We start from the raw sequence: 12287 nt of genomic DNA, 5'->3' as shown, positions 1-12287 counted from the left end.
ACGACCCTGGGACGACCCTGGTCCCCTCCTCGGCCGCCCAGGGGTGGGACGGGGGTCCGCCCCGGGTCCGCACCCGCACGACCGGGGGCAGGATGGGGTGATGGACGGACCGCAGCGCCCCCCGCTGCGCCGCAGGACCGACGGCCGGGTCGTGGCCGGGGTCGCGAACGGGCTGGCGCAGCACCTGGGCATGCCGGTCCCGGCGGCGCGGATCGGCTTCGTCGCGACCACCACCGTGATGGGCGTCGGGGCCCTGGCCTACCTGCTGCTGTGGCTCGCGGTCCCGACCGACGAGGCCGGCCGCGCCCGGGAGGGTGCGGCCGACGGCGCCCGGACCGGAGGGACCCGCCCGCGCTGGCGGCTCGGGGGTCGCTTCGTGGCCGACACCGAGACCGGGTCCTGGCTGCTGTGGGGGGCGGCGATCCTCGCGGTCGGGCTGGTCTCGCTGGCCGACCGGGCCGGGGTGGGGCTGCCCGTCGTCACGGCCGTCCCCGCGGCGCTGGTGCTCGCGGGCGCGGTCATCGTGTGGACCCACCTCGACGACACGGTGCGCAGCCGCTGGGTCGAGGGCGCGACGGGGGGCACGCCGCGTGGCGGGCTGCGGCTGGTCGCCGGGCTCGCGCTCGCCGTCACGGGGATGCTGCTGCTGGCCCTGACCGGCACGGACGCCGCCGCGGTCGGGCCCGCGGCGGTGGCAACCGTGGCCGTGCTGCTGGGGGTCGGCCTGCTGCTGGCCCCCTGGGCGCTGCGGCTGTGGCGCAACCTGGAGACCGAGCGGGCCGCCCGCGTCCGGGAGACCGAGCGCGCCGACATCGCGGCCCACCTGCACGACTCCGTGCTGCAGACGCTCGCCCTGATCCAGCGGCGCAGCGAGGACCCGGTGGAGGTGGCCCGGCTCGCCCGGGCCCAGGAGCGCGAGCTGCGGGGCTGGTTGTACGGCTCCGGGTCCACCTCCGCCGCGGAGTCCCTGAGGGCGGCCGTGGAGCAGGTCGTGGCCCAGGTGGAGGACGACCACGCCGTCCCCGTCGAGGTGGTCGTCGTCGGTGACCGCCCGCTCGACCCGGCGGCCGAGGCCCTGGTCCAGGCGGTCCGCGAGGCCACCCTCAACGCCGTCCGTCACGGTCGCCCGCCGGTCAGGGTGTACGTCGAGGTGGCCGACGACGCCGTGCAGGTGTTCGTGTCGGACCGCGGCGACGGCTTCGACCCCGACGACGTCCCGTCGGACCGGTTGGGCGTGCGGGAGTCGATCGTGGGCAGGATGTCCCGGGCCGGCGGGTCCGCCCGGGTCCGCCCGGCCCCCGCCGGGGGCACCGAGGTGGTGCTCGAGCTGCCGGTCCGGCAGGGCGCAGGTCACGAGGAGGTCCGATGAGCAACCCGGTCACGCTCGTCCTGGTCGACGACCACCGCATGGTCCGCAGCGGCGTCCGCGCCGAGCTCGAGGCCGACCTGCACGTCCTCGCCGAGGCGGGCGACGTCGACGAGGCGGTCGCGCAGGTCACGACGCACCGCCCCGACGTGGTCCTGCTCGACGTGCACCTGCCCGGGGGCGCGGGCGGCGGCGGGGCCGAGGTGCTGACCCGCTGCGCCGGGCTGACGACGGCGGCCGGCCACCCCGTCCGGTTCCTCGCGCTCAGCGTGTCCGACGCCGCCCAGGACGTCATCTCGGTCATCCGGGCCGGGGCGCGCGGCTACGTCACCAAGACCGTCGACGGCCGCGAGCTGTCCGACGCCGTGCGCACGGTGGCCGAGGGCGACGCGGTGTTCTCGCCCCGGTTGGCCGGGTTCGTCCTGGACGCGTTCGGCACCGGCGCGGCGGACCTGGCGGCGGTGGACGACGAGCTGGACCGGTTGACTGCCCGCGAGCGGGAGGTGATGCGCCTGATCGCGCGGGGCTACGCCTACCGCGAGGTCGGCAAGGAGCTGTTCATCAGCGTCAAGACGGTCGAGACCCACGTGTCGTCGGTGCTTCGCAAGCTGCAGCTGTCCAGCCGGCACGAGCTGACCCGCTGGGCCGTGGACCGGAGGCTGATCTGAGCGCGCTCGCCGACGTCGTCGCGTCGCTGCGCTGCCCGGTGTGCGCGGGCCCGGTGGTCCTGCTCGTGCCCGACGTCGGGCCGTCGGTGCTGGCCTGCGCGGACGGGCACCGGTTCGACGTCGCCAGGCAGGGGCACGTCGTGCTGCTCAGCGGGGGGACGAAGCTGCGCGCCGACACCGCCGACATGGTCGCGGCGCGTGGTCGGGTGCTGGGTTCCGGCGCGTTCGACGCCGTGAGCGACGCGCTGGTGGTGGCGGCCACGGGTGGAGCGGCGGTGGACGGAGCAGGGCTCGTGGTCGACCTGGGCGCCGGCCCGGGGACGTACACCGCGGCCCTGCTGGACGTCCTGCCCGCGCACCTCGGGGTCGCGCTGGAGCTGTCGACGCCCGCGCTGCGCGTGGCCGCCCGGGCCCACCCCCGCCTGGCTGCGGTCGGCGCCGACCTCGGTCGCCCGCTGCCGCTGGTGGACGGGGCCGTCGGGGGCTCGGGGGTCCTCGTGGCCGTGTTCGCGCCGCTGCCCACCGCCGACGAGCTGCGCCGCGTGAGCGCCCCGGGCGCCCGGTTGGTCGTCGTCACCCCGACCCCGGAGCACCTGGCCGCCCTGCGGCAGCGGCTGGACCTGCTGGGCGTCCCCGCCGGCAAGCCCGACCGGCTCGGCGCCCGCCTCGGTGACGGCTGGGCCGAGACCGCCCGGACCGACGTCGTGACCCAGGTGTCGTTCGCCCCCCAGCAGGCCGCCGACGTCGTGGCCATGGGCCCCAACGCCTGGCACACCGACGACACCCGCCGCAGCGCCCTGGCCGCCCTGCCCGGGCACCTCGACGACACCGTCGCCGTCACCCTGACGACGTTCACCCGCACCTGACGCCCCTCCCGACGAGATCCGTCGGGCGGTCCCTGGTCGGGCGGGTGTCAGTCGGCGGGCGGCGGCTCCGTCGCGTCGAGGCGCGCGACCTCGTCCGCGGTCAGCGCGAGGCCGACGGCCTCGGCCGACGCGCGGGCCGTCTCCGGCCGCGACGAGCCGGGGATCGGGATGACGTGCGGCGACTTCGCCAGCAGCCAGGCGATCGTCACCTGCTGCGGGGTCACGCCGTGGGCCTGCGCGACGTCGGCGAACGGGGCCAGGCCGGGGGTGAGGTCGGCGGCCTTGGTGATCCCGCCGAGCGGGCTCCACGGCAGGAACGCCAGAGCGAGCTCGTCGCACAGGCGCAGCTCGGGCTCGCTGCTGCGGAACGACGGGCTGAACTGGTTCTGCACGCTCACCAGCCGCCCGCCCAGGACCTCCTGGGCCTCGCGGATCTGGTCGGGGTCGGCGTTGCTGATGCCCGCCATCTGGATCACGCCCTCGTCGAGCAGCTCCGCGAGCGCGCCCACGGACTCCGCGTAGGGCACGTCGGGGTCGGGGCGGTGGAACTGGTGCAGCCCGATCGACTCGACGCCGAGCCGGGTGGCCGACGCCTTGGCCGCGGCCTTGAGGTACTCGGGCCGACCGTCCTGGGTCCAGGACCCGTCGCCGGGACGCTTGTGGCCGGACTTGGTCGCGACGAGGACGGTGTCGGCGTCGCCGCCCCAGGACCGCAGCGCCTGGGCGATCAGCGTCTCGTTGTGCCCGATGTCGTCGGCGTGCAGGTGGTAGGCGTCCGCGGTGTCGATGAACGTGACGCCCGCGTCGAGCGAGGCGTGGATGGTCGCCACCGCCCGGTCCCGGTCGGGGCGGCCCTCGATCGACATCGGCATGCCGCCGAGGCCGATCGCGGACACGGTGCGGTCACCGATGGTGCGGGTGCTGAGGGTGCTCATGCGGTGGTGCTCCTCACTGCTGGGGGACTGCGCAGCCGTCGGGCCCGCAGGCCTCGGCGTCCTCGACAGGGGTACCCGCGGTGCCGGGGCCCGAACCGTCGGCGGACGCGACGCCGCCGACCTGGACCAGGGCCGGGGTCCGCTCCGCCCGGGCCCGTCGCAGCGCCTCCGCGAACACCTCGACCGGCTGCGCGCCCGACACCCCGTACTTGCCGCCGACCACGGTGAACGGCACCCCGGTCGCGCCGTAGGCCTGGGCCTGCGCCTGGTCGGCGGCCACGTCGCGGGCGAAGGCGACGCTGCTGAGCACGTCGTCGACCTGCTGGGCGGGCAGCCCGGCGTCGACGGCGAGGTCACGCAGCACCTCGGGCCGGGACACGTCGTGGCCGTCGGTGAAGTAGGCCCGCAGGAAGCGCTCCTTGACCCGGTCCTGCAGCCCGTTCGCGCCGTCCGGGTCGAGCGAGGACGCCAGGTGGATCAACCGGTGGGCGTCGGTGGTGCTGCCGCGGACGGCGGCCTCCAGGTGGAAGTCCAGGCCGTCACCGGCGGCGACCTCGCTCACCCGGGCGTTCATCTGCAGCCCGGCCTCGCGCCCGCCACCGTACTTCTCGCCCAGGTAGGTGGCCACGTCGGTGCCGTGACCCGGCTCGCCCGGCCGGGGCGAGGTCGGGTCCAGCTGGAACGAGCGCCAGACCACGCGGACCTCGTCCGCGCCGAGCTGGGCGATGGCCGCCTCGAGCCGGCGCTTGCCGATGTAGCACCAGGGGCACACGACGTCGGACCAGACCTCGACGGTCAGGGGGGCGGTGGGGGTCTGCAGGCTCACGACGGTGCCAACCGGGACCACTGCCGTGGTGTTCCGGACGCCCGGGCACGATGGTCGGCATGAGCACCGTGACCCCCGAGCCCGGCGGCTCCGGCGAGATGCTGGTCGCCATCCACGACCACCTGCGTCACGAGCTGGTCGAGCTGCGCAGCGCCGCGACCGCGCTGGCGCAGGGGCGGCTGCCGCTCGGCGAGGTCCGCGAGCAGGTCCGCGACTCGCAGCTGCGCCGGACGTTCGCCCAGCTCGGCGCGTTCTGCCAGATGTTCTGCCGGTTCGTCCACGGCCACCACGGGATCGAGGACGCCCGGATGTACCCGGACCTGCTGGCGGCCGACCCGTCGCTGCGCCCGGTCCTCGACGAGCTGGCCGCCGACCACGTCCGCATCGGCGGCCTGCTGCGCACGGTCGACGACGAGCTGGCCCGCACCTACGGCGCCGAGGACACCGTGGCGGCGGCCCGGCGGGTGTCCACCGCCCTCGAGGCGCTCGCCGACGCCCTCGTCGAGCACCTGCGGGTGGAGGAGGAGCAGCTGGTGCCTGCGCTCGACCGGCTCCGGCTCCTGATCTGAGCGGCGGGGCCGTCGGGACGGTGCTAGCCGGCGAGCACGGCCCAGCCGCCGGCCGCCAGGTCGACCCGCGCCCCGGCGGTGCCCGGGTCGGTGAGCGAGCCGCCCCCGGCCAGCACCTCGGTGGCCCCCGGGACCCGCACCGCGACCGTCGAGGCCGACGTGGACAGCGCGACGAGCAGCCGCTGCTCGCCGTCGGTGCTGACGTAGCCCAGGTGCTCGTCGGCGACGTCGAGCACCTCGGTCCGGGCCGCGTGCAGCCAGGCGTGCCGACGCCGCAGCCCGAGCAGCTCCTGGTGGTGGTGGAAGACCGGCAGCCCGACCGGGGACAGCTCCTCGGGGGTGCCGGGGAACCGGGGCCGCACCGCGTCGTCCCCGCCGACCCGGTCCTCCTTCACACCGGTGAACCCGTGCTCGTCCCCGGCGTAGACCGCGGGTGTCCCGCCGACCGTGGCCAGGACGACGACGGCGTGCGCCAGGTGGGCGGGGTCGGTCAGCCGGCTGGCGATCCGCGTGACGTCGTGGTTGCCGACGAAGGTGAACGGGGTGAACGCCTGCAGGAACTCGTCGTGACGGCCCAGGGCGTGGGCCAGCTCGTGGAAGTTGTGGTCGTTGAGGCTGCTCCAGACCGCCTTCCACAGCTCGTACTGGGTCACCGCGTCCAGGCCGCCGTCGCGCACCACCGCGGCGTAGTCGCCGTGGATCACCTCGCCCACCAGGTAGGCGTCCGGGTGGTGCTCGCGGACCCGGCCGCTCACCTGGGCCCAGAACGACGTGGGCACGGCGTAGGCGGCGTCCAGGCGCCAGCCCGCGACCCCCCGGTCCAGCCAGTGGGTCATCACGTCGACGACGAGGTCGACGACGGCGGGCTCGTCGTGGTTCAGGGCGACGAGGTGGTGGTGGCCCTCGAAGTCGTCGTGGTCGGGCTCGACCCCGGGACGCCACGCCTCGACGCCGTCCGGCCAGCGCAGCCGGAACCAGGACGCCGTGGGGGCGCTCGGCCCGTGCTCCAGCACCGACCGGAACGCCGGATGGCCGCGGCCGACGTGGTTGAACACCCCGTCGAGCAGCACGCGCACCCCGCGCTCGCGGGCGGCGGCCAGGAACGCGTCCAGGTCGGCGTCGTCACCGAGCCTCGGGTCGACGCGCAGGTGGTCGACGGTGTCGTAGCCGTGGGTCTCGGAGGCGAACACCGGGCCCAGCTGCACGCCCGAGGCGCCCAGGGCGACGACGTGGTCCAGCCAGGCCTGCAGGTGGGGCAGCCGGTGCCGGGGGCCGTCGACGAGGTCCGCGAGCTCGGCCTCGGCACCGGTGAAACCGAGCGGGTAGACGTGCCAGAACAGGGCGTGGCGCACCCAGTCCGGGCCGTCGACCCGTGAGCCGGTGGTGTCGGGGTGGTCCATCAGCGACTCCTCGGGTGCGGGTGGTGTGCGTTCCGCTCATCGTCGCGCACCGGGTGCCCGGTCCCGTCGATCGCGCCTCCCGGTGCGACCTGTAGGAGGATGCGCACGACCGCACGAGTGGTCGGTTGCCCCACCCGCACCGTCTGAGGAGACACGCATGCCGTACGAGGTCCAGGGAGTCGTCACCCGCGCCAAGGGCGAGCCGGTGACGCTGGAGACCATCGTCGTCCCCGACCCGGGGCCCGGTGAGGTGGTCGTCGACGTGCAGGCCTGCGGGGTCTGCCACACCGACCTGCACTACCGCGAGGGCGGGATCGGCGACGACTTCCCGTACCTGCTCGGCCACGAGGCGGCCGGGGTCGTGGCCGTCCTGGGCGAGGGCGTCACCAACGTCCAGGTCGGTGACTTCGTCGTGCTCAACTGGCGCGCCGTCTGCGGTCAGTGCCGCGCCTGTCGCCGGGGCCGTCCCTGGTACTGCTTCGACACCCACAACGCCGCTCAGCCCATGACCCTGACCGACGGCACCGTGCTGTCGAACGCGCTGGGCATCGGGGCGTTCCAGGCGAAGACGCTGGTGCACTCCGGTCAGTGCACCAAGGTCGACCCGGAGGCCCCGGCGACCGCCGCCGGCCTGCTCGGGTGCGGCGTGATGGCGGGCTTCGGCGCCGCGGTCAACACCGGTGGGGTGCAGCGCGGCGACTCGGTCGCGGTCATCGGCTGCGGCGGTGTGGGTGCGGCCGCGGTGGCCGGTGCGGCCGTCGCCGGGGCGACCACCGTCATCGCCGTCGACCTGGACCCGCGCAAGCTCGAGTGGGCCCGGGGCTTCGGCGCGACCCACACCGTGGACCCCGCCGACGGCGACGTAGTCGAGGCGATCCGCGCCCTGACCGGTGGTTTCGGGGCCGACGTCGTCATCGACGCGGTCGGCCGTCCGGAGACCTACGTGCAGGCGTTCAACGCCCGGGACCTGGCCGGCACCGTGGTGCTGGTGGGCGTCCCGACGCCCGACATGACGCTGGAGCTGCCCCTGCTGGACGTGTTCGGCCGCGGCGGCTCGCTCAAGTCGTCCTGGTACGGCGACTGCCTGCCCGACCGCGACTTCCCCATGCTGATCGACCTGTACCGGCAGGGCCGCTTCGACCTGGACGCCTTCGTCACCGAGACGATCGGCATCGGCGACGTCGAGGCCGCGTTCGACAAGATGCACCGCGGCGAGGTCCTCCGCTCGGTCGTGGTGCTCTGATGCTGCGCGTCGACCACGTCGAGACCTCCGGCACGTTCAGCCTGGACGGCGAGACCCACCAGGTCGACAACAACGTCTGGGTCCTGGGCGACGACCAGGAGTGCCTGGTCGTGGACCCCGCCCACGACCTGGGCGCCGTCGCCGGCCTGGTCGGCGACCGTCGTGTGGTCGCGGTCGTGCTCACCCACGCCCACGACGACCACTGCCGCGAGGCCCTGGCGGCGGGGGCCCGGTTCTCCGCGCCCGTCCTGCTGCACCCCGACGACGCCCCGGTCTGGGAGCTGACCCACGGCGACGCGCGCTGGGACGCCGACCTGTCCGACGGGCAGGTCCTGACCGTCGCCGGGGCCGAGGTCCACGTCCTGCACACCCCGGGCCACAGCCCGGGCGCGGTCTGCCTGCACGTGCCCGACCTGCACACCGTGCTGACCGGGGACACCCTGTTCCAGGGCGGCCCCGGGGCCACCGGGCGGTCGTTCAGCGACCGGGACGTCATCGAGGCGTCGATCCGGTCGAGGCTGTTCGTGCTGCCGGACGACACCGTGGTGCGGACCGGTCACGGTGGCGCCACGTCGATCGGCGCGGAGGCCGCCGCGCTGGGTCGGTAGTCCCCGACGACGAGACGGGTCAGCGGGTCCGGTGCGGCCGCGCCGGTTCACGTCGGCCGGACCGCTTGTCGTCGTACATGCGCTGGTCGGCCCGTTCGAGCAGGGCCTCGGCCAGGTCGGCCGGGTCGGTGGTGGCGACGGTCCGCAGCTCGGCGACCCCGGCGACCCCGATGCTCAGGCCCACCCGGAGGTCCTGACCGCCGCTGCGGAGCGGGGGCTCCATCGCCCGCAGGACCGTGGACCGAAGCTCCTCGGTGCGGCCGGGGTCGGTGCGGGGGAGCACGACGATGAACTCGTCGCCACCCACCCGCCCCACGGTGCCGTGCTCGCCGACGACCTCCTGCAGCGTCCGGGCCACGGTGACCAGCACCTGGTCGCCGACCCGGTGCCCGAAGGTGTCGTTCACGGACTTGAAGTGGTCCACGTCGCAGAACAGGACCGCGGAGTCGGTCGTCACCGTCCGCTCGAGCAGGGACATCACCGCCCCGCGGTTGAGGACACCGGTCAGCGCGTCGCGCTCGGCGACCGCCCGCACCCGCTCCATCGCCCCGACCCGGGCCAGGGCCTGCTCGGCGAGCGCGGCCAGGGTGGCCAGCGCCGCCTCGTCGTCCCGGCCGAAGGCGTGCCGGTTGCGGCGCGGACCGACGACCAGCCACCGCCGGACGCCCTCGTCGTCCAGGGCCACGCCGACCTGGTCGTCGTCCGGACCGGTGTCCCGCAGGGACGCCGGGGCCACGGCCGCGTCCTCCGCCGCCGCGCAGATCGCCTCGACGACGTCGTCGTGCGTGGTCGCGGCCTGGCAGCCCACGGCCCCGCGGTACAGGGCCCTGGCCCGGGCGTGCTCGCTCATGACGGCCGTCGACGTGTGGGTCGCGTGGACCAGGGCGATCGCGACCGGCAGCAGCAGCAGGAGGCCCCACGGGGCCACCGCGAGCAGGACCGCGGCCAGCACGGCGGTCGCGTTGACCGCGAGGACGGTGCCGGCGGCCACGAGGCCGGCGGGGTCGGCGAGCACCTCGCGGATCCGACCTCCCTCGACCCGGGCCACGTAGAGCGCGCTCAGCAGCAGGTCGACGCCCACGTACGCACCGCTGGCGAGGACGACGGCGACCAGGTCCCAGACCCCGACGTCGCTCGGGGAGTAGACGTCGACGACCAGGCGGGCCACCCCGGCCCGCACCGACAGCGCCACGGCCACGAACACCAGTCCCGCGAGCGCGGAGAGCAGGATGTTGTAGGCCCGGACGGCGGCACGCCGCTGGTGCGCCGCGGCCTCGGCCAGCACGTAGCCGAGCAGCCACGGCAGCCACGCCGCCCCTGCGATCGGGACGAGGGCACCACCGCCGGGGGCATCGAGCTGGCCGCTGGCCGCCGCGGTGGTCATGGTCGTCCACAGCAGCAGCCCCAGCACCGCGGAGTCCAGCGAGTAGACCATCGCCCCGCCGAAGCCGACGAGCCGCAGCGGTCGCCGGCTGAGCAGGGCGGTGAGCGGGACCGCGAGGCCGGCGACGAGCAGCAGGGGGACGCCGGGGGCGACGGGCAGCGAGAGCACCTCGATCATCGCGCCGCACACCACCCCTCCGGCCCCGGACCATTCGCGCGGCTACCGGTCATAGTGTCGGCCCGACGGCGCCGCCGCCCCGGTCCTGGTCCAGGATCCCCCGTCGGCGGCCGCGGCGTCACCCGCTCGGGGGCAGGCGGCGGACCCGGCGCTGCGGTAGCGAGCCGGTGGGTGGTGAGCCGGCAGGTGGTGCGCACCGTCATGACATCGGGGCGGACCTCTGGCACCGTCACCGTGCATGACCTCCACCGACGGGCTGCTCGCCCGTGCCCGCGCCGTCGTCGTCCGTGCGGTCTTCCGGGCCGAGGTGGGGGCCACGGCGCTGGCCTCCCGGCTGGCGCTGCGCCGGGGGTGGAGCGAGGCGGTGCTGCCCTACACGGGCATCGGGGCGCCGGACCACGTCCGCGTCCTGGCCCGGGTGGTCCTCGCGGCACCGGGGGCGGAGCCGTCGCAGGTCGTGGGGGTCGCGGGCTGGCGGCGGCTGCTGACCCTGGAACGTCCGGGCGCCCGCGTCGACGTCGAGGTGGGTGGCCGGCGGCACGAGCTGACCAGCGGGCAGGGCGGGTTCGTGGACGCGGACCTGGCGCAGCAGCTGCCGCCCGGCTGGTCCGACGTGCTGTTCCACGTCACCGGCCGCAAGCAGGTGCCGGGGCTGGTCCAGGTGGCGTCCCCCGAGGCCGGGGTCGGGGTCGTCTGCGACATCGACGACACCGCGTGGGTGACGGGTCTGCGGCACCCGCTCCGTGCGGCGTGGCTGACCCTGGCCCGGGTCTGCGGCACCCGCTCCGCGCGGCGTGGCGGACCCTGGCCCGGGGCAGCGAGGGACGCGCGGCCGTCCCCGGTACCGCCGCCCTGCTGCGCGCGGTGATCGGTTCGCAGGAGCACCCGGCGGTCGTCTACCTGAGCAACGGTCCCTGGAACCTGGCCGGACCCGTGGCCCGGTTCCTGGCGCGCAACGGGTTCCCGCGGGGGTCGCTGCTGATGACCGACTGGGGTCCGCGGCCCGACCGGTTCTTCCGCGACGGCCAGGCCCACAAGCGGGGCTCGCTGGAGCGGCTCGCCCGCGACCTGCCGTGGGTTCGCTGGGTCCTGGTGGGCGACGACGGGGAGCACGACCCCGACATCTACGCCGACTTCATCCGCAGCCACCCGGGACGGGTCCTGGCCGTGGCGATGCGTCAGGTGAGGATCGTCGAGGAGCACCCCGCGCGCACCGAGCTGGTCGAAGGGGTGCCGTTCGTCCACGCGCCGGACGGTGAGCAGCTGCGGTCCAGGCTCGCCGACGTGCTGGCCGGCCTGCCCGGGCGCTGACGGCGGCCCCACGGCGTCAGGCGGGCAGCGACAAGCCTTGCCCGACTCCACTCCTCGGATTACCGTTTGTTGGTCTTGGCCCGCACGACGCCGTTTCTTGTGTTCGACCACTGCCACGGGGGATGCGCATGTCGTGGGTGAACAAGAGCGTACAAGCCGTTGTGGACGCATTCATCGGTGCCATCAAGACGATGAACCCCAACTACGACGCCATCTACGAGCAGACGGATGGAGTGTCGCTCCGTGGTTGGCGGACCAGGCAGCTCAGCTTGTCGGGGGCGACAGGGACCCTGGCTGCCGTTCCGGGCCTCAACCTCGCGCTGATGGCGATCGACGTAGCCGTGCTCGTCGACCGCATCGGGGTCGCGTCCTACGGCATCGGCGCCATCCTCGGACGGGAGGCCGGGCTCGGGAACATCCTGGAGGACGGTGACGTCGATGCCGTGATCGTGCACTGGGCCGGCGATGAGGGGGTCATCGACCTGCTGAGTCCGGCCGGCTCGGGCAAGTTCGCGGCAGAGCTCGGTGCCAAGTTCGGCGTCAAGCCTGGGTCGAAGATCTTCACCAAAGGATTCGTCAAGGGCATGACCAAGGTCCTGCTGAAATCATCGGGCAGCCTTGTCGGGGGCCAGCTGGGGACCAAGGTCATGGCCAAGGTGGGATCCAAGCTCGCCTCGAAGCTCGCCGGAAAGATATCCGCGACCGCGGTGCCGTTGCTCGGTGGGGCCGTGAATGCGGGCGTCAACGTCTGGTTGGTCGGCTCGATCATGAAAGCGTCCCGCGAGTTCTACGAGGCGAAGATCGACTTCATTCAGAACCAGTGACTGCTGCTGGTCGCACGTCCACGCACCTGGGCTCGTCTGCCCTCGGAACCGAACGCGTGCGGTGGGCTGGCGGCGGAGCCGGGCGCGACCCGCCCCCCCTCTGATCGCGG

At 74.7% G+C, this 12287-nt stretch carries 13 protein-coding genes; 9 read left to right on the top strand and 4 right to left on the bottom strand.

Annotation, left to right across the window (positions count from 1 at the left end; translation table 11 throughout):
* The first annotated feature begins 100 nt into the window (after window positions 1-100).
* The 3 genes from ACR80Q_RS00065 to ACR80Q_RS00055 are packed head-to-tail and all read left to right on the top strand — an operon-like array spanning window position 101 to window position 2900.
* Window positions 101-1369 (top strand): ATP-binding protein, encoded by a 1269-nt coding sequence (locus ACR80Q_RS00065; RefSeq protein WP_435375492.1) that lies wholly within the window; start codon window positions 101-103, stop codon window positions 1367-1369.
* On the top strand, window positions 1366-2034 hold the full coding sequence (locus ACR80Q_RS00060) for a response regulator (RefSeq protein WP_435375491.1): 669 nt from the start codon (window positions 1366-1368) through the stop codon (window positions 2032-2034). The genes ACR80Q_RS00065 and ACR80Q_RS00060 overlap by 4 nt, the downstream gene beginning before the upstream one ends.
* Before the next feature lie 38 nt (window positions 2035-2072).
* A complete protein-coding gene (locus ACR80Q_RS00055; protein WP_435375490.1) occupies window positions 2073-2900 on the top strand; it encodes a class I SAM-dependent methyltransferase in 828 nt (275 codons plus the stop codon).
* 47 nt (window positions 2901-2947) lie between these two features.
* Here the strand turns inward: ACR80Q_RS00055 and ACR80Q_RS00050 are convergent, their stop codons facing one another.
* A complete protein-coding gene (locus tag ACR80Q_RS00050) occupies window positions 2948-3835 on the bottom strand; it encodes an aldo/keto reductase (RefSeq protein WP_435375489.1) in 888 nt (295 codons plus the stop codon).
* A 13-nt stretch (window positions 3836-3848) separates the two neighbouring features.
* Window positions 3849-4661 (bottom strand): DsbA family oxidoreductase, encoded by an 813-nt coding sequence (locus tag ACR80Q_RS00045; RefSeq protein WP_435375488.1) that lies wholly within the window; start codon window positions 4659-4661, stop codon window positions 3849-3851.
* Window positions 4662-4720: 59 nt separating this feature from the next.
* Here ACR80Q_RS00045 and ACR80Q_RS00040 point away from each other — a divergent pair, with 59 nt between their 5' ends.
* Window positions 4721-5230 (top strand): hemerythrin domain-containing protein, encoded by a 510-nt coding sequence (locus ACR80Q_RS00040; protein ID WP_435375487.1) that lies wholly within the window; start codon window positions 4721-4723, stop codon window positions 5228-5230.
* Between the two features lie 23 nt (window positions 5231-5253).
* Here the strand turns inward: ACR80Q_RS00040 and ACR80Q_RS00035 are convergent, their stop codons facing one another.
* Window positions 5254-6630, bottom strand: a complete 1377-nt coding sequence (locus ACR80Q_RS00035; protein ID WP_435375486.1) for an alpha-amylase family glycosyl hydrolase — start codon at window positions 6628-6630, stop codon at window positions 5254-5256.
* A gap of 157 nt (window positions 6631-6787) precedes the next feature.
* On the opposite strand from ACR80Q_RS00035, the gene ACR80Q_RS00030 reads away from it, so the two are divergent.
* Window positions 6788-7873 (top strand): S-(hydroxymethyl)mycothiol dehydrogenase, encoded by a 1086-nt coding sequence (locus ACR80Q_RS00030; protein ID WP_435375485.1) that lies wholly within the window; start codon window positions 6788-6790, stop codon window positions 7871-7873.
* On the top strand, window positions 7873-8481 hold the full coding sequence (locus tag ACR80Q_RS00025) for an MBL fold metallo-hydrolase (RefSeq protein WP_435375484.1): 609 nt from the start codon (window positions 7873-7875) through the stop codon (window positions 8479-8481). Before ACR80Q_RS00030 ends, ACR80Q_RS00025 begins: the two co-directional genes overlap by 1 nt.
* Window positions 8482-8500: 19 nt before the next feature.
* Here ACR80Q_RS00025 and ACR80Q_RS00020 read toward each other — a convergent pair whose 3' ends face one another.
* A complete protein-coding gene (locus ACR80Q_RS00020) occupies window positions 8501-10042 on the bottom strand; it encodes a GGDEF domain-containing protein (protein WP_435375483.1) in 1542 nt (513 codons plus the stop codon).
* 238 nt (window positions 10043-10280) lie between these two features.
* Here ACR80Q_RS00020 and ACR80Q_RS00015 point away from each other — a divergent pair, with 238 nt between their 5' ends.
* From ACR80Q_RS00015 to ACR80Q_RS00005, 3 genes are all read left to right on the top strand, one after another.
* Complete coding sequence (locus ACR80Q_RS00015; RefSeq protein WP_435375482.1) at window positions 10281-10910, top strand: hypothetical protein; 630 nt, start codon at window positions 10281-10283, stop codon at window positions 10908-10910.
* Window positions 10793-11353, top strand: a complete 561-nt coding sequence (locus tag ACR80Q_RS00010) for a phosphatase domain-containing protein (protein ID WP_435375481.1) — start codon at window positions 10793-10795, stop codon at window positions 11351-11353. The genes ACR80Q_RS00015 and ACR80Q_RS00010 overlap by 118 nt, the downstream gene beginning before the upstream one ends.
* A 137-nt stretch (window positions 11354-11490) precedes the next feature.
* Window positions 11491-12177, top strand: a complete 687-nt coding sequence (locus tag ACR80Q_RS00005; protein ID WP_435375480.1) for a hypothetical protein — start codon at window positions 11491-11493, stop codon at window positions 12175-12177.
* The last annotated feature ends 110 nt before the right edge of the window (window positions 12178-12287 follow it).

Origin of the sequence: Aquipuribacter aurantiacus (assembly GCF_051216895.1) — a bacterium.
Taxonomy (GTDB): domain Bacteria; phylum Actinomycetota; class Actinomycetes; order Actinomycetales; family JBBAYJ01; genus Aquipuribacter.
Note: the sequence above shows the minus strand (reverse complement) of the source record. Positions and strands in the feature narration are given on the sequence as shown.

Bases quoted from the DNA above. Each gene is read 5' to 3' on its own strand.
- ACR80Q_RS00025 (WP_435375484.1), top strand. From the start codon at position 7,873: ATGCTGCGCGTCGACCACGTCGAGACCTCCGGCACGTTCAGCCTGGAC.
- ACR80Q_RS00065 (WP_435375492.1), top strand. From the start codon at position 101: ATGGACGGACCGCAGCGCCCCCCGCTGCGCCGCAGGACCGACGGCCGG.
- ACR80Q_RS00015 (WP_435375482.1), top strand. From the start codon at position 10,281: ATGACCTCCACCGACGGGCTGCTCGCCCGTGCCCGCGCCGTCGTCGTC.
- ACR80Q_RS00030 (WP_435375485.1), top strand. From the start codon at position 6,788: ATGCCGTACGAGGTCCAGGGAGTCGTCACCCGCGCCAAGGGCGAGCCG.
- ACR80Q_RS00050 (WP_435375489.1), bottom strand. From the start codon at position 3,835: ATGAGCACCCTCAGCACCCGCACCATCGGTGACCGCACCGTGTCCGCG.
- ACR80Q_RS00060 (WP_435375491.1), top strand. From the start codon at position 1,366: ATGAGCAACCCGGTCACGCTCGTCCTGGTCGACGACCACCGCATGGTC.
- ACR80Q_RS00035 (WP_435375486.1), bottom strand. From the start codon at position 6,630: ATGGACCACCCCGACACCACCGGCTCACGGGTCGACGGCCCGGACTGG.
- ACR80Q_RS00040 (WP_435375487.1), top strand. From the start codon at position 4,721: ATGAGCACCGTGACCCCCGAGCCCGGCGGCTCCGGCGAGATGCTGGTC.
- ACR80Q_RS00020 (WP_435375483.1), bottom strand. From the start codon at position 10,042: ATGATCGAGGTGCTCTCGCTGCCCGTCGCCCCCGGCGTCCCCCTGCTG.